This window comes from Janibacter sp. RAF52 (assembly GCF_052114035.1).
Lineage (GTDB): Bacteria > Actinomycetota > Actinomycetes > Actinomycetales > Dermatophilaceae > Janibacter > Janibacter hoylei.
The window spans coordinates 426,263-442,446 of record NZ_JBFRDY010000003.1; the positions used below are offsets into that span (position 1 = coordinate 426,263).

The 16,184-nt window shown below is 72.9% G+C and carries 15 protein-coding genes and 1 rRNA gene; all 16 read right to left on the reverse strand.

The window, feature by feature from the left end; all coding sequences use genetic code 11:
* Positions 1 to 3 precede the first annotated feature (3 nt).
* On the reverse strand, positions 4 to 1,824 hold the full coding sequence (gene aspS / locus AB4Y78_RS06560) for an aspartate--tRNA ligase (protein WP_387356214.1): 1,821 nt from the start codon (positions 1,822 to 1,824) through the stop codon (positions 4 to 6).
* A 79-nt stretch (positions 1,825 to 1,903) separates the two neighbouring features.
* A complete protein-coding gene (locus AB4Y78_RS06565) occupies positions 1,904 to 2,560 on the reverse strand; it encodes an NUDIX domain-containing protein (protein ID WP_387356216.1) in 657 nt (218 codons plus the stop codon).
* Positions 2,560 to 4,305: a CTP synthase gene (locus AB4Y78_RS06570; RefSeq protein WP_441715093.1), complete on the reverse strand. Its 1,746-nt coding sequence runs from the start codon at positions 4,303 to 4,305 to the stop codon at positions 2,560 to 2,562. Before AB4Y78_RS06570 ends, AB4Y78_RS06565 begins: the two co-directional genes overlap by 1 nt.
* Before the next feature lie 11 nt (positions 4,306 to 4,316).
* Positions 4,317 to 5,354, reverse strand: coding sequence for a glycosyltransferase family 4 protein (locus AB4Y78_RS06575; protein ID WP_387356220.1), 1,038 nt, complete (start codon positions 5,352 to 5,354; stop codon positions 4,317 to 4,319).
* Positions 5,351 to 6,964 carry a murein biosynthesis integral membrane protein MurJ gene (gene murJ, locus AB4Y78_RS06580; RefSeq protein WP_387356222.1) on the reverse strand — a complete coding sequence of 538 codons (1,614 nt, stop codon included), beginning with the start codon at positions 6,962 to 6,964 and terminating at the stop codon, positions 5,351 to 5,353. The genes AB4Y78_RS06575 and murJ overlap by 4 nt, the downstream gene beginning before the upstream one ends.
* Positions 6,961 to 7,758, reverse strand: coding sequence for a hypothetical protein (locus AB4Y78_RS06585; protein WP_441715096.1), 798 nt, complete (start codon positions 7,756 to 7,758; stop codon positions 6,961 to 6,963). Before AB4Y78_RS06585 ends, murJ begins: the two co-directional genes overlap by 4 nt.
* Complete coding sequence (locus AB4Y78_RS06590; protein ID WP_259909387.1) at positions 7,755 to 8,732, reverse strand: copper transporter; 978 nt, start codon at positions 8,730 to 8,732, stop codon at positions 7,755 to 7,757. Before AB4Y78_RS06590 ends, AB4Y78_RS06585 begins: the two co-directional genes overlap by 4 nt.
* Positions 8,729 to 9,913 carry a putative cytokinetic ring protein SteA gene (gene steA, locus AB4Y78_RS06595; protein WP_441715098.1) on the reverse strand — a complete coding sequence of 395 codons (1,185 nt, stop codon included), beginning with the start codon at positions 9,911 to 9,913 and terminating at the stop codon, positions 8,729 to 8,731. Before steA ends, AB4Y78_RS06590 begins: the two co-directional genes overlap by 4 nt.
* Positions 9,914 to 9,944: 31 nt before the next feature.
* The gene (gene recN, locus AB4Y78_RS06600; RefSeq protein WP_441715100.1) at positions 9,945 to 11,675 is read right to left on the reverse strand and encodes a DNA repair protein RecN; all 1,731 of its coding nucleotides are present in this window, start codon (positions 11,673 to 11,675) and stop codon (positions 9,945 to 9,947) included.
* 1 nt (position 11,676) lies between these two features.
* Positions 11,677 to 12,591, reverse strand: a complete 915-nt coding sequence (locus tag AB4Y78_RS06605; RefSeq protein WP_007928220.1) for an NAD kinase — start codon at positions 12,589 to 12,591, stop codon at positions 11,677 to 11,679.
* Positions 12,588 to 13,394 carry a TlyA family RNA methyltransferase gene (locus AB4Y78_RS06610; protein WP_441715103.1) on the reverse strand — a complete coding sequence of 269 codons (807 nt, stop codon included), beginning with the start codon at positions 13,392 to 13,394 and terminating at the stop codon, positions 12,588 to 12,590. Before AB4Y78_RS06610 ends, AB4Y78_RS06605 begins: the two co-directional genes overlap by 4 nt.
* 4 nt (positions 13,395 to 13,398) lie before the next feature.
* A complete protein-coding gene (locus AB4Y78_RS06615) occupies positions 13,399 to 13,584 on the reverse strand; it encodes a hypothetical protein (RefSeq protein ID WP_007928216.1) in 186 nt (61 codons plus the stop codon).
* Positions 13,577 to 13,966, reverse strand: a complete 390-nt coding sequence (locus AB4Y78_RS06620) for a hypothetical protein (protein ID WP_441715105.1) — start codon at positions 13,964 to 13,966, stop codon at positions 13,577 to 13,579. Before AB4Y78_RS06620 ends, AB4Y78_RS06615 begins: the two co-directional genes overlap by 8 nt.
* A gap of 29 nt (positions 13,967 to 13,995) precedes the next feature.
* Positions 13,996 to 14,979 (reverse strand): HAD-IIA family hydrolase, encoded by a 984-nt coding sequence (locus AB4Y78_RS06625; RefSeq protein WP_259920817.1) that lies wholly within the window; start codon positions 14,977 to 14,979, stop codon positions 13,996 to 13,998.
* Positions 14,976 to 15,716 (reverse strand): tetratricopeptide repeat protein, encoded by a 741-nt coding sequence (locus tag AB4Y78_RS06630; RefSeq protein WP_259920815.1) that lies wholly within the window; start codon positions 15,714 to 15,716, stop codon positions 14,976 to 14,978. The genes AB4Y78_RS06625 and AB4Y78_RS06630 overlap by 4 nt, the downstream gene beginning before the upstream one ends.
* A 372-nt stretch (positions 15,717 to 16,088) precedes the next feature.
* Positions 16,089 to 16,184, reverse strand: a 5S ribosomal RNA gene (gene rrf / locus AB4Y78_RS06635); the annotation flags it as partial.

Consider the following 16,184-nt stretch of genomic DNA (forward strand, 5'->3'; position numbering starts at 1 on the left):
GGATCAGGCGCCTGCCCGGTCGTCGGCCGCGGCCTCGGCGTCCTCGTCACGCTTGGGCGTGGCGTCGATCCCCGCCTCCTTGCGCTGTTCCGGGGTGATCGGCGCGGGCGCGTCGGTCAGCGGGTCGTAGCCGCCGCCTGACTTGGGGAAGGCGATGACGTCGCGGATGGAGTCGGCACCGAGCAGGAGCATGCAGATGCGGTCCCAGCCGAAGGCGATGCCGCCGTGCGGCGGGGCGCCGTACTTGAAGGCCTCGAGGAGGAAGCCGAACTTCTCCTGCGCGGACTCCTCGTCCAGGCCCATGACCTTGAAGACGCGCTCCTGCACGTCCTTGCGGTGGATACGGATCGACCCGCCGCCGATCTCGTTGCCGTTGCAGACCATGTCGTAGGCATAGGCGAGGGCTGGGCCCGGGTCGGTGTCGAAGGAGTCAAGGTACTCCTCCTTGGGGCTGGTGAAGGCGTGGTGGACCGCGGTCCACGCCCCGGCACCGACCGCGACGTCACCGGCGGCGACAGCGTCACCGGCCGGCTCGAAGAGCGGCGCGTCGACGACCCAGACGAAGGACCAGGCGCTCTCGTCGATGAGGCCGCAGCGCTGCGCGATCTCCTGCCGGGCGGCACCGAGCAGGGCGCGAGCGGCCTTGGGCTTGTCGGCCGCGAAGAAGATGCAGTCGCCGGGGGTCGCTCCGACGTGGGCGGCCAGGCCGGACTTCTCCTCGTCGGAGATGTTCTTGGCGACCGGGCCACCGAGCTCGCCGTCCTCACCGACGGTGACATAGGCCAGGCCCTTGGCGCCGCGCTGCTTGGCCCAGTCCTGCCAGGCATCGAACTGGCGACGCGGCTGCGACGCGCCACCGGGCATGACGACCGCGCCGACGTAGTCGTTCTTGAAGACGCGGAAGGGTGTGTTGGCGAAGTACTCGGTGCAGTCGACGAGCTCGACCCCGAAGCGCAGGTCCGGCTTGTCCGAGCCGTAGCGCTCCATGGCCTCGGCATAGGTCATCCGCGGGAAGGGAGTGGGCAGGTCGACACCGATCGTCGCCCAGACCGCCTTGGCAATCGCCTCGCCGAGCTCGATGACGTCGTCCTGCTCGACGAAGGACATCTCGATGTCGAGCTGGGTGAACTCCGGCTGCCGATCGGCGCGGAAGTCCTCGTCGCGGTAGCACCGGGCGATCTGGTAGTAGCGCTCCATGCCGGCGACCATGAGCAGCTGCTTGAACAGCTGCGGGCTCTGCGGCAGGGCGTACCACTCCCCCGGCGCCAGACGCGCAGGGACGAGGAAGTCACGGGCGCCCTCGGGCGTGGAGCGGGTGAGCGTCGGCGTCTCGATCTCGACGAAGTCGCGATCGGCGAGGACCGAGCGGGCCGCGGCGTTGACCTTGCTGCGCAGGCGCAGACCGGCACCGGCACTCGTGGCGCCCGGGCGGCGCAGGTCGAGGTAGCGGTGCTTGAGGCGGGCCTCCTCGCCGACGCTCACGCGCTCGTCGATCTGGAAGGGCAGCGGCGCGGCCTCGGAGAGCACCTCGATGGAGCTGGCGACGACGTCGATCTCACCGGTGGCGACGTTGGGGTTGACGTCCTTGGGGTCGCGCGGGGTCACCTCGCCGACGACCTTGATGACGTACTCGTTGCGCAGGTCGTGCGCGGCACCGGTCAGCACCTCGTCGCGGGCGACGACCTGGGCGACGCCCGACGCGTCCCGCAGGTCGAGGAAGGCCACGCCACCGTGATCGCGCCGACGACCCACCCATCCGGTGAGGGTGACGGTCTGGCCGGAGTGCTCGGCACGCAGGGTGCCGGCTTCGTGGGTGCGGAGCACGGGGTGTTCTTCCTTCGTCCATCGGGGCGCCCGACGATCTGCGGGCGGCTCCATCCTACGAAGACGTGTCGGCTCACCGCTAACGGGTTGCGAGGCCTGCCCGGTGTGCCGGGTGCTCGGGCCAGGCAGAGTCCGCCGGACGAAGGGAGACCCACTCGCCCTCTCGTGCGGCCCGCGCGGCGAGCGCCGCGATGATGAGCGTCGAGTTGTGCAGGTCGCCGGCGAGGACGGCGGCGGCGATCTCGTCGAGGGGCACCCGTCGGTACTCGATGTGCGCCTCCTCGCCGTCCCGCTCGTGCCGCTCGGCCTCGGGCACGGGGTGGAGCCCGCGGGCGAGGTAGATGCGGATCGCCTCGTTCATCCCGCCGGGCGAGGTGAAGTAGTCGGTGAGCACCCACCAGTCATCGGCGGTGAGGTCGGCCTCCTCGAGGAGCTCCCGCTGGGCGCCGACGAGGGGGTCCTCACCCTCGACGTCGAGCAGCCCGGCCGGGATCTCCCACTCGTGGGCCGCCACGGGGTGGCGGTACTGCCGGATGAGCAGCGCGCGGTCCTCGTCGTCGAGGACGAGGACGGCGACGGCGCCCGGGTGGTCGACGACTTCGCGCACGAGGGTCTCCTCCTCGAGCTCGAAGGTGTCGCGACGCACGTCCCACACCGCCCCCTCGAAGACCACCTCGCTGGAGGTCACCGAGCGGATGAGCAGCTCGTCGCGCAGCGGCGCCGCCTCGTCGGACATCAGGCCTCGACGTCCGCGGTCGCCGGCTCGGCCGCCTGCCCGGTGTCCGAGCTGGCCGACTGCTCCGGCGGGTCGACCTCGACGAGGCGCGAGTCGCGCTGCGCCTGGACCGCGGCACCGATGAGCCCGGCGAAGAGCGGGTGGGCCTTGTCCGGGCGCGACTTGAACTCGGGGTGCGCCTGGGTCGAGACGTAGTAGGGGTGCACCTCGCGCGGGAGCTCGACGAACTCGACGAGCCCGAGCTGCGGGTGCGTCCCGCTCACGACGAGGCCGGCCTGCTCGAGCTGGTCGCGGTAGGTGTTGTTGACCTCGTAGCGGTGGCGGTGCCGCTCGGTGACCTGGGTGGAGCCGTAGGCGGTCGCGGCGACCGAGCCCTCACGCAGGCAGGCCGGGTAGGAGCCCAGGCGCATCGTCCCGCCGAGGTCACCGGCACCGTCGACGAAGGACTTCTGCTCCTCCATCGTGGCGATGACCGGCGCGCTCGACGCCGGGTCGAACTCCGTGGAGCTGGCCCCCTCGATGCCGGCGACATTGCGCGCGTACTCGATGACCATGCACTGCAGGCCCAGGCAGATGCCGAGCGTGGGCACCTGCTGCTCCCGCGCCCAGCGCAGCGCACCGAGCTTGCCCTCGATGCCCCGCACGCCGAAGCCACCCGGCACGAGCACCGCGTCGACCCCGCCGAGCGCCTTGCTCGCCCCGGCCGGCGTCTCGCAGTCGTCGGAGGGCACCCAGCGGATGCGCACCTTGGCGTCGTTGTGGAAGCCACCCGCGCGCAGGGCCTCGGTGACCGAGAGGTAGGCGTCGGGCAGGTCGATGTACTTGCCGACGAGCGCGACCTCGATCTCGTGGCGCGGCTGGTGGACCCGGCGCAGCAGGGTGTCCCAGCTCCCCCAGTCGACGTCGGTGAAGTTGAGGCCGAGACGGCGGATGACGAAGGTGTCGAGGTGCTCGCGGTGCAGCACCTTGGGGATGTCGTAGATGCTCGGGGCGTCGACGCACGCGGCCACGCCGTCCTTGTCGACGTCGCACGACATCGAGATCTTGCGCTTGATGTCGGCGGGGATCTCGCGGTCGGCGCGCAGCACGAGCGCGTCCGGCTGGATGCCGACCTGACGCAGCGCGGCGACGGAGTGCTGGGTCGGCTTGGTCTTCATCTCGCCGCTCGGCGCGATGTAGGGCACGAGCGAGACGTGCAGGAAGAAGCAGTTGTCGCGACCGAGCTCGTGACGCACCTGCCGGGCGGCCTCGAGGAAGGGCAACGACTCGATGTCGCCGACGGTGCCACCGATCTCGGTGATGATCACGTCGGGCGCGGCAGCGTCGCCGACGCCGGGGCTGCCGGCGGCGGGTGCACGCATCCGCGAGGTGATCTCGTTGGTGATGTGCGGGATGACCTGGACGGTGTCGCCGAGGTACTCGCCCTTGCGCTCCCGCGCGATGACCCGGCTGTAGACCTGCCCGGTCGTGACATTGGCGGAGCCGTCGTGGTTGGTGTCGAGGAAGCGCTCGTAGTGCCCGATGTCGAGGTCGGTCTCGGCGCCGTCCTCGGTGACGAAGACCTCACCGTGCTGGAAGGGATTCATCGTCCCCGGGTCCACGTTGAGGTAGGGGTCCAGCTTTTGCATCGTGACCTTCAGGCCACGTGCCCGCAGGAGATGTCCGAGGCTCGACGCCGTCAGACCCTTGCCGAGTGAGGAGACGACTCCTCCGGTCACGAAGATGTGTTTCGTCAGTGCCACCACGGGGTTCCAATCTACGTCACGTCGGACAGTGCTCGGTACCTGACGGTCCACCGAGTTGCGCTCTCCTCGAGCCCGTCCCACGTCGCAGCCCGTTGCCGGGCCCGCGCGGCCGCCGCCGCTGCCCGGTCCGGGTGCTCGAGCGTGGCGGTGACGGCCCGCGCGAGGGGCCCGACGACGAGGTCGTCGTCGCCGTCGACGAGCAGGCCGACACCGTCGACGAGATCGGGCAGGCCCCCGACGCGTCGGGCGACGACAGGTGTCCCGGCGGCCATCGCCTCCTGGACGACGAGCGCTCGGGCCTCCCACTCGCTCGGCACGACGAGGGCGTCTGCGGCGAGCAGCCAGGGTGAGACGTCGCGGACCTCCCCGAGCCGGTGCAGCTCTCCCCCGGCCGGCAGCGCCTCCTGCCCCGGGCCGAGCAGCGCCCACTGGCCGGGGGCTCCCTCCGCGGCCGCCTGCAGCACGGCGATGCCCTTCTGCGGGGCGACGCGGGCGATGGTGAGGACGAGGGGCACATCCGGCTCGAGACCGTGGGCGCGCATCAGGTCGGTCCGGTGGTCGGCGCGCCAGCCTTCACGGTCCGTGGCGAGCAGCGCCGGCACCCGTGGCGAGGGCACCTCGGCCAGCTCGGCCCGGCGGGCACCCATGGCCAGGGCGTCGGAGACGAGGTCGCTGCTCGCACCCGTGACGAGGTCGGCTCGGCGCACCACTGCCTGCGCGATCGCCTGCCCGACGAGGCGTCGCGGCGAGGCCCCGGAGCCGCGCACGGGGTTGTGGAGGCTGATCACGGTGGGTGGACCACCCACCACCGTCGCGGCGACGAGGCCGGCACGGAAGCCGTGGGCGTGGACGACGTCGGCGCCGCGCGCGTGTCGGCGCACCTCTCCCACGGTCAGAGGGGCCGTGCCCGGCAGGTCGAAGCGGGCCCGGGTCCCGGGGTCGGTCGCCACGTGCACGTCGTGGCCGACCGCCGCGAGGGAACGGGCGAGGTCGGCGACGTGGGTGCCGATGCCGCCGGCGGCGGTGGCCAGGCAGAGCAGGACCCTCATCGGCTCCTCCGTCCCGCGAGGCGGGCCATCCCGGGCACCCGTCGACGAAGGGAGGGATCGCCCGCCGCACCGACGGCGAGGGTGGCACCCGCGAGGACCGCGGCGGCCAGGGCACCGCTGAGTGCGGCCGCCGAGGTGGAGGTCGGCCAGTGGTCGGCCGCGAGCACGTGCCCCGCAGCCGCGACGACGAGGACACCGATGGCGAGCACGAGCGAGGTCGTGAGCCGCTGGAGGGCCTGGCGCCCCCAGTCGTGCCGCACCCGCACGACCAGTCCCGCGCCTGCTGCCCACATGCCGAGGCTCGAGGCCGCACCGAGGACGACGAGGGTCCGCTCTGGGCCGGCGCCGGGCTCGAGCAGGAGCACCGGCAGGCCGGCGGCGACGAGCCAGCCGACGGCCATGACGACACCGGCGGTCAGGGCCCGCCCGCGCGCGTAGAGCGCTCGCAGGGCCACCGCGGAGAGCCCGAAGCCCACGAGTCCCGGGGCCATGGCGACCACCGCGGCCGGCATGCTCGTCAGCGCCGTCGAGCCGCCGTCACGATCGATGGCGGAGAAGACCGTGCCGATGGGCTCGGCCGCGAGGACGAGCGCCCCGGCTGCCGCGCCCGAGAGGACGACGACGGCGCGCAGCGCAGCGGCCAGGGTGCCGGTCGCCCCGTCGGAAGGGTCCCCGTCGGCCGCCGCGGCCAGTACGGGGAAGACTGCGGTCGCCACCGGCACGGCGAGCACGGCGTAGGGCAACAGGTACAGGGCCTGGACGTAGTTCTGCACCACGAGCGTGCCGTCCCCTCCGATGCGGTTGGCCACGGCGAGCGTGACGAGCACGGCGGCCTGCTGGGCCACGAGGGCGACGACGCCGGCCCCGGCGAGCTGACGCGCCCGGTGGGCGCTCTCCGGGGTGAGCCGCCACCGCGGGCGCAGCCGGATGCCGGCACGCAGCGCCACGACGAGGAGCGGCAGCGACAGTGCCACCACGCCGAGGGTCGTCCCACCGCCGAGGAGCAGCAGCTCGCCGGTCGTCACCTCCGCGGGTGAGGTGCCGGGCGGCACGAGCAGCGCCCACGCGAGATAGGTGGCGATGACGACGATGCTGGAGAGCAGCGGGGCGAGCGCCGCCGCGAGGAAGCGCCGGTGCGCCTGCAGGATCCCCGAGACGACGATGCCGAGTCCGTAGAGGAGCACTTGGGGGGCGAAGAGCAGCAGCAGCCGCGTGCCGAGGTCGACGGCCCCGTCGACCTCGAGGTCCCCCAGCAGCGCCCGGCTGATGAGTGGCGCGCCGAGCCCGATGACGAGGGTGAGCGGGAGGAGCACGGCGAGGGCCCGGGTCAGCAGCGCGGAGGCCACGTCGTCGGCGCTCTCGCGATCAGCGCCCGCTCCCTCGACGGTCGCGATCCGGTAGGCGACGAGCGGCACGACGACGGCCGCGAGGATCCCTCCGGCAGCGATCTCGTAGACGATGTTGGGCACGGTGTTGACCGTCTGGTAGACGGTCCCGACCCCGGTGGCCCCGACCGCCCAGGCGAAGACGAGCCACCTGAGGAAGCCGACGACGCGGGCCGCCGCGGTCACGACGGCGACGGTGCCGGCGTCCCGGGCGACCCGGCTCACCGCGGCCTCCCCCAGGCGTCGAGCTCGCGCAGGCCGGGGGTCGACTCGATGACCCGGGTGAAGCTGACCCGCTCCGACGCGAGGGTCAGCCCGGTGACGGTCGCGGCGGCCACGAGCCGCCCTCGCGGGCCGAGACCGCGCACCAGGGCCAGGCCGAGGAGCCCGCCGAGGGCGTTGGCACCGCAGTCTCCGAGCATCGACTCGCCGGCGAGGTCCTCCGGCAGCACGGCGGCCGCCCCCACGAGGGCCGAGGCCATGGATCGGGAGCGCCCGGGCGCGAGCAGGGCGAGTCCGGCCGCGGTCGTGACCTTGAGGGCACGACCGGGGCGCAGGTCGAGCAGGTTGACGAGGTTGGCACTCCCCGCGACGAGTACCGCGTCGACGGCCGGCATCGTCCACGCCTCCGCTGGCCGCCGCTCCAGCAGGGCCGCGGCCACGCCGGTGGCCCCGATCCCGCCGATCTTGAGCGCACCGGTCGTCACCCGGCCGCGCCGCAGGGCGGTCAGGTGGCCGCGCAGTCCCTTGGTGCCGGTGTCACCGACGAGGTCGTCGAGAGCACCGAGCAGGCCCGGGACGACCAGGACCAGCACCGCGGAGGGAGTGGGCCGGGGTCCGGCGAGCACTCCGGCGACAGCGGCCGAGACGGCCGTGGGTCCCTCGAGCAGGGTGACCTCACGGCCCGCGTGGTTGGTGCGCGCCCAGCGTGCCCGGGTGCGTCGCCCCAGCAGCTGCCACCCGCTCGTGAGCGCCCGTGCGGCGACCACCGTGGTCGTCGCGGCCGCGATGTGCCTCACGACGTGGCCGGGAGCGGCCCGTCGACGCTCTGGCCGAGCCCGTAGTGCCCCGAGGCGCCCTCGTGCTGCTCGACGAGGGCGAGCACGATGGCCGCCCGGCCCATCGGGACGGCGGGGACGTCCACGGTCGAGACGCCCTCGGCCATGGAGCCGCGGGTCCTGGCCATGGTGACCGGGGAGGCGTCACCGGTGCCGGTCGATGCCTCTGCGGAGGCGAGCACGGTGCCGTCCGCACGGACCTCGATGAGGTGGGCGAGGGCGACCCAGGCACCTGCGGTCCGCTCGGCGGCCCGGTCGACGGTGTCCCCCTCAGCGGCGTCGGTCGCGGGGACCGGTCCGCCGATGACGACGACGAGGTCCGTCGCCCGCGGCGTGTCGTCGGGCCCGTCCACGAGGTCCGCCTCGGTGAGCCGCGTCCACGCCTTGTCGCGGGCTGCGTCCGTCACGGTCCCACTCCCCCGCTGGTCCGTGGCCGTGAGCACGGTGGCGAGCGCTTGGTCGATCTGCTGGGCGCCGTCGGGCACCGCGGGCTCGACCCCGAGGTCGTCCAGCGCGGCCTCGCCGACCTCGGTGCGTTCGCTCGTCGCCGCGTCGTCGTCACGCGCCCAGTCGGCCGAGACCTCGACGCTCGGGCCGACGCTCGCGCCGGCCTGCTCGAGCGTGGTGCGCACCGCGTCGACGTCGTCGTCGACGGCCTCGGGCAGGGAGACCACGGTGACGCGGCGGTCGGTCAGCTCGCCGGAGACGACCGCCTGCAGGGTCTGCTCGTCGTAGGCGTCGCGGCCCTCGATCTGGCGCCTCTGGTCGGCGTTCTCGGCCCGCAGCTGCTCCTTGTCCTGACGCAGCTTGGTGACCTCGCCGGACAGGGTGCTGCCGATGTTGTCGTTGAGGGGCCCGGCACCGAGGACGATCCCGATCGACAGCGCGATGAGCACAGCCGCCAGGGAGACGAGGTGGTACCTGAAGTCGATCACGTGAGGAGTCCTTCGACGAAGGCCCAGAGGTCGTCCCAACGAGCCCCGAGCAGTTGCAGTGTGGCCTGTCCGGTCGGCGTCGCCCAGAGGGCGACGAAGAGCGAGAGCAGGCAGACGATGCCGAGGCCGATGAGGGACCACGACGAGATCCGGGTGCGGTAGAGGCGGCTGACCCCCTTCGCGTCGATGAGCTTGCTCCCCACCCGCAGCCGGGTGAGGAAGGTGCTCGACATGCCGGCCCGCCCCTTGTCGAGGAACTCGACGAGCGTCGCGTGGGTCCCGACGGCGACGATGAGCGTGGCTCCCTTGTCGTCGGCGAGCAGCATCGCGATGTCCTCGCTCGTGCCCATGGCGGGGAAGAGCACCGGCGTCACGCCGAGCGACTCCACCCGGGTGACCCCGGGCGATTTGCCGTCACGGTAGGCGTGCACGACGACCTCCGCACCGCTGGTGAGGACGGCGTCGGAGACGGAGTCCATGTCGCCGACGATGAGGTCGGGCCGGTGCCCGGCCTCGACGAGCGCGTCGGCCCCGCCGTCGACGCCGATGAGGACCGGCTTGTACTCGCGGATGTAGTGGCGAAGGGCGGCCAGGTCCTCCTTGTAGTGGTACCCCCGCACGACGATGAGCACGTGACGCTCGTAGAGGTCGGTCGCGATCTTCGGGACACCGACCCCGTCGAAGAGCAGGTCCCGCTCCTGGTTGATGTACTCCATCGTGTTGGCCGCGAAGGCCTCGAGCTGGTCGCTCAGCCCGGCCCGGGCGGCCTCCATGGCCGGCGTGAGGGTGGCGTCCTCCCAGAGCCGGCCGGTGATGCTCTCCCCGCGCTCGAGGTGCAGGGTGTCCCCGTCGAGACCGGCGCGGGCCCCGTCCTTGAGCCGGGACATGATCGTCTCGTCCTCGATGTCGAGCAGCGGGATCCCGGCGTCGACGAGGATCCTCGGGCCGACGTTGGGGTAGCGACCGCTGATGGACCGGCCCGCGTTGACGACGGCGAGCGGGCGGCACGCGACGAGCGCCTCGCCGCTCACCCGGTCGATGTCCGTGTGGTCGATGACGGCGATGTCGCCGGGCCGCAGACGCTTCGTGAGGTCCTTCGTGCGTCGGTCGACCTTCACGGGACCGTGGAGTCCGGGGAGTACCGGCTCACGGGACGCGTCGCGGGTCAGTCGAAGGGCCATCCGGTGCATCGTCCCATGAAGCGCCGCGGATTCATCGCCGACACTGCTCGAGCAGCTCTTCAGCGTGCCGCAGACCGACGCTCGAGTCGTCTCCACCCATCATCCGGGAGAGCTCGGAGAGGCGCTCCCGGCCCTCGACGACCCGCACCCCGCTCGACGTCACCTGGTCAGCGTGGGCCTTGTGGACGACGAGGTGACGGTCGGCGTGCGCCGCCACCTGGGCCAGGTGGGTGACGACGATGACCTGGCTCGTCCGGGCCAGCGCGGCCAGCCGCGCACCCACGTCGAGCGCGGCCCGTCCGCCGACCCCGGCGTCGACCTCGTCGAAGACGAAGGTGGGGACCTGGCTGCGTCCCGACCCCGCCGTCGCCACCTCGATGGCGAGCATGATCCGGCTGAGCTCTCCCCCGGAGGCCGCCTTGGCGACCGAGCGCGCGGGCGTACCCCGGTTGGCGGCCACCCGCACCTCGACGGTGTCGGCGCCCTCGGGGGACACGCGCAGGGTCTCGCCGCTGGGACCGGGCAGCTCGAGCCCGCCGTCGGCGCGGGGCTCGACGACGATCTCGACCCGGGCCTTGGCCATGCCGAGGTGGCCGAGCTCCTGCTCGACCGCTGCGGACAGCCGCTCAGCGGCCTCGGTCCGCGCGTGGGTGAGCGCGACGACCCGCTCGGCCAGCAGCGCGGCCGAGGCAGCGACCTGCTCGGTCAGCTCCTCGATGCGCTCGTAGGCTCCCTGCAGGCGCAGCAGCCGCTGGCGGGACTCGTCGCGGTGGGCGAGCACGGCGCTGATGTCGTCGCCGTAGCGTCGGGTCAGCTCCCGGAGGGCTGCGATGCGGGACTGGACCCCGGCCAGGCGCGTCGGGTCCGCCTCGACGTCGGCCGCGTAGGCCGACAGGTCGGTGGCCAGGTCGGCGGCGAGCACACCGACCTCCCCGAGACGCCGCTGGACGTCGGCGAGCTGCGGATCGTGCTCGGCGATCCGGCCGATCTCGTCCGCGGCCCGGGCGATCCGGCCGACGACGTCGTCACCGGCGAAGCTGTCCGGGTCGGACAGCAGTCGGTGCGCGGAGTCCGCGCCGGTGCGCAGCTCCTCCGCGTGGCCCAGGCGCTGCGCCTCGGCGGCCAACTCGACGTCCTCGCCCGCAGCCGGGTCGACCTCGTCGATCTGCTCGAGCTGGTGGGTGAGCAGCTCGACCTCGCGCAGGCGGGTGCGCTCGCCCTCGACGAGCTCGTCGAGCTCCCCCTTCGCGTCCTGCCATGCCGCGAAGGCCTCCTGCACCTGCTCGGCGGGGCCGGCCACGGCATCGCCGCCGAAGACGTCGAGCAGGGCCCGGTGCTGCGCCGGGCGCCGCAGGCGCCACTGGTCCGCCTGTCCGTGGACGGCGACGAGGCCTTCGCCGAGGTCGGTCAGCACGCCGACGGGGGCCCGGCGGCCGCCGACGTGGGCGCGGGAACGCCCGACGGCAGAGACCGTGCGGCTGAGCAGCAGCTCGGGCTCGTCGGCGACGCCCCCGGCCTCCTCGGCGGTCCGTCGCGCGGGGTGGTCCGCGTCGAGCTCGAGCTCGGCCTCGACGACGGCCTCGTCGCTCCCCGAGCGCACGAGACCGGCGTCGGCCCGCCCTCCGAGCACGAGACCGAGCCCCGTGACGACCATCGTCTTGCCCGCTCCGGTCTCACCGGTGACGACCGTCAGGCCGGGGTCGAGCGTCAGCGTCGCGTCCTCGATGACGCCGAGGTCGCGGATGTGCAGCTCGCGCAGCATGTCAGCCGCCCTGGCGGGAGCGGCCGCGCCACCCGTGGACGGAGAGGTCGAACTTCGCGACGAGTCGGTCGGTGAAGGGTGAACGGCTGAGCCGGGCGAGCCGCACCGGCTGGGCCGAGCGGCTCACCTCGATCCGCGCGCCGGGGGGCAGGTCGACGGCGCGGCGCCCGTCGCACCACAGGACCCCGTAACCCTCGGTACCGGGCACGAGGTCGACCGCCAGGTCCGAGGTCGGCGCGACGACCAGCGGCCGGGCGAAGAGCGCGTGGGCGCTGATCGGGACGACGAGCATCGCCTCGACCCCGGGCCAGACGACCGGTCCGCCGGCCGAGAAGGCATAGGCCGTCGAGCCGGTCGGGGTGGCCATGACGACCCCGTCGCAGCCCCACGTCGACAGGGGACGGCCGTCGATCTCGACCGTGAGCACGAGCATCCGCTCGCGCGAGGCCTTTTCGACCGTGACCTCGTTGAGCGCCCAGCTGCGAGCGATCTCCCGCCCGTCGAGGGTCGCGACGACGTCGAGCGCCATCCGCTCCTCGACGTCGTAGGCCCGCTCGACGATGTGGTCGACCGTGGCCTCGACGTCCTCGCGCTCGGCCTCGGCCAGGAAGCCGACGTGCCCGAGGTTGACCCCGAGCACCGGCACGTTGGCGCTGCGGGCCGTCTCGGCCCCGCGCAGGATGGTGCCGTCACCGCCGAGCACGACGACGAGCTCGACGTCGGCGGCCGGGTCGTCGCCGTCGTGGACGACGACGACGGGGTGGCGGCCCAGCGTGGTGTCCGCGAGCTCGCCCGCCGGCAGGCGCACCTCGATCCCGGCCTCGGTCAGGCGGTCGGCCACGCCGATCGCGACCTCCAGCGCTTCGGGTCGTCCGGGGTGCGCGAGCAGCAGCACCCGACGTCGGGTCGCGCTCATCGTGCCTCCTCCTGGGCCAGGTCCTCGGCGATCACCTGCTGAGCCTGCCACGTCAGCCCGACACCGCTCCGGCGGGTCAGGTGCACCAGGTACTCGTGGTTGCCCTCTCCCCCGCGCAGGGGGCTACGAGCCAGTCCCAGCACAGCGAAGCCGGCCTTGGCGGCCCCGGCGAGCACCCCTTCGATCGCCTCTCGTCGCGCTGTGGGGTCGGTGACGACCCCGCGACGGCCGAGCCCGTGCCGGCCCACCTCGAACTGCGGCTTGATGAGCAGCACCGCCTCTCCCTCGTCCGTGAGCAGCCCGTGGATCTCCGGCAGCACGAGTCGAAGGGAGATGAAGCTCAGGTCTCCGACGGCCAGCTCGACACGCCCGCCGATGTCCTCGCTCGTCAGCCCGCGGATGGATGTGCCGCTCAGGTCCCGTACCCGCGGGTCGGCCGCCAGCTGCGGGGCGAGCTGGTCGTGGCCGACGTCGAGCGCGATGACGTGCGCCGCCCCGTGCTCGAGCAGCACCTGGGTAAAGCCCCCGGTGCACGCGCCGATGTCGATGCAGCGGCGCCCGGCCACGACCGGGTCGAAGCTCTCCAGCGCGCCGAGGAGCTTGGCGGCGGCTCGACCGACCCAGTGGTCGCCGTCGGAGGTGACGCGCAGGTCGGCACCGGCGCAGATGCGCGCCGAGACCTTCGTCGTGGGCACGCCGTCGACCGTGACCTCGCCGGCCTCCACGAGCTGACGTGCCCGGGTGCGGCTGCGCGCCAGACCTCGCTCCACCAGGGCCTGGTCGAGCCTCGACGTCTCGGTCACGCGATCAGGACCCGAGGTCCGACAGCCGTGAGGTCAGGGTCGCGTGGACGGCCTCGCCCGCCGCCAGCACGGCATCGAGGTCTGCGGTGTCGACGGCGTCGAGGTCGGTGAGTGCGGAGTCGACGACCAGGTCCCCCGTCTCCGGGGCCGGCGTCACCTCAGAGGTCGTGTCGGTCTGGTCCTCAGGCACCGGGGTCCACCTCCGGGGTCGCCGCGGTCTTCTTCACCGGCGCCTTCTTCACCGGGGTCTTCCGGGTGACGGTCTTCTTCGCCGCGGTCTTCTTCGCCGGCACCTTCTTCGCGGTCTTCTGGGCTGCAGCCTTCTTCGACGGTGCCTTCGTGGCGGCGCCGGCTCCCCCTTCGTCTCGTGCTCGCAGCGTCGAGCTGAGCGCGTCGAGATCGGCCTGCTCCTCCTCGGGCCAGACCGACTCGCCCGTCTCCCGGTCACTCGGCGGCGTCGCAGCCGTGGTGACGAGCAGGGTGTCGGCGAGGCGCACGACGTCCAGCGCACGGTCCAGGGTGGTCTCGGTGACCTTCAGTCCCAGGTGGATGAGTCCGCGTAGGGGGTCCACGTCACTCCTCGGGGTCGGGTGGGACCACGCTACCCGTTGCCGAGGAGCGCTCCCGCGGTGTCAGCACCGATGCGGCCGGCGTCGACCTCCTGCCAGAGCACGTCGAGTGCTGCTCGCATCGCGTCGAGGCCCTCCCCCTCGACGACGAGACCGCCGTCCCACGTCGCTCGCCCGGTGCCACGGATGCACCATGAGCCGTCGCGCCGCGCCTCCGGGTACTCCTCGAGCAGACCCCGCAGGTCGGCGATGACGTGGGTGGGCCGCCTCTCCGGCGGAGCCGATGCGGCATCTCGCACCGAGTGCACTCCGGTCAGCACGAGAGCTCCGTCCATCCCCGTGGCGTGCGCACCCGCGATGTCGGTCTCGAGCCGGTCTCCCACGGCGAGCAGTCGGGCCGGCTCGACGCCCAGGCCTCGCGCCGCCATCGAGTACATCGGCGGGTGGGGCTTGCCGATCACCTCGGGGTCGACCTCCACGGCGCGACGCACTGCAGCCACGAGCGCTCCGTTGCCCGGAGCCGGCCCACGCTCGGTCGGCAGGGTGGCGTCCTCGTTCGTCACGACCCACCGTGCGCCGGCGCGCACGGCGTGGGCGGCCTCGCCGAGGTCCGCGGCGGTCACCCCGGCTCCGTATCCCTGGAGCACGGCGACGACGGCGGTGCCGTCACCGGCAACAGTCGGGAGCAGCCCGACCTCGCCCAGGGACTTCGCCACCCCAGGGCCGCCCACGGCCATGACAGCGCTCCCCGGCGGGAGCTGCTCTCCGAGCACCTGCGCGGCCGCCCGCGACGACGTCAGCACGAGCTGGTCACGGACCTGCACCCCGAGAGACCGCAGTGCCTCGCCCACCGCATGCGGACTGCGCGAGGCATTGTTCGTGGCAAAGACCACGGGCACGGGCAGGGCGTTGATCGCCTCGACCGCGTGCTCGATCGCCGTGGGCCCGGCGACGACGACGCCGTCGAGATCACAGACCAGGCCGTCATAGCCGGAGATCAAGCCGAAGGGGGTCACGCCGACCCCGGCGCCTCGCCCTCACCCTCGGCGATGGCGACTTCTTCGAGGCGGACACCGTCGAGCTCCTCGACCCGCTCGATCGCGTCCGTCTCGCCGTCCTGGTCGGCCACTGCTGCCTTGGCAAACCAAGCCCGGGCATCGTCGTCGCGGCCGACCTCGAGGAGCGCGTCAGCGTACGCATACCAGACGCGGGCCGCCCAGGGCTTGTTGCCGACCTTGTCGACCTGACCCTGCAGTGCCAGCACGGCGGCCTGCGGCTGACCCATGTCACGACGGATCCCGGACCCGACGATGAGCAGCTCGACCTGCTCCTCCTGGCCCAGCTGGCGCGCCTCCGGCGACCCGAGGAGCTCGAGCGCCCGCGCCGGACGGCCCAGGCCACGCTCGCAGTCGACCATGAGGGGCAGCAGGTGCGACGAGCCGCTCAGGCGACGCACGGTCCGAAACTCGGTGAGAGCGCGCGCGAAGTCGCCCATCCGATAGGCCACGAAGCCCAGGGCCTCGCGAGCCGCCGAGACCCGGCCCGCCCGTCGCACGGCGGTCTCGGCATGCGCCAGGGCACCGTCCAGGTCCTCCGCCTCGAGGAGTGCAGCGACCATGACGAGGTGCTGGGCCACGCCCTCGGCGTTTTCCTTGCTCAGGGTCCGCAGCTGCTGACGGACGCTGCGTTCGATCTCGGCCCCGGTGACGTCCGGCGCGATCGCCGGCTCGGGCTTGCGCCCCTCCTTGGGCACCAGCCGAGAGCCTCCACGCGTGTTGTCGTCACCGTTGCGGTTCGTCCCGCCGCGCTCCGGACGAGCAGATCGGTCCTCACGGCCGCCCGCTGGCCGGCCACCGCCGGGCCGACCACCCTGTGGACGACCGCCGGACGGTCGGCCACCACCGGAGGGGCGTCCACCGGGTCGACCGGGGCGACCGCCGCCTCCGTGTCCACCACGACCACGATCCGGTCGGTTCGACCTCTCGTCCACGACCAACAACCTCTCTCGATCTGGGCCCCTGACAGGGCAACACTCCCCCGATGGAGCGTGGATTGCAAACATGTGGTGCCCGGGGATGTGCGAGAGCCCCCAACGACTCGTTGGGGGCTCTCGACTTCAATGTTTGTCCGGCTGCGTCCTACTCTCCCACACCGTTCCCAGTGCAGTACCATCGGCGCTGAAGGGCTTAGCTTCCGGGTTCGGAATGGGACCGGGCGTTTC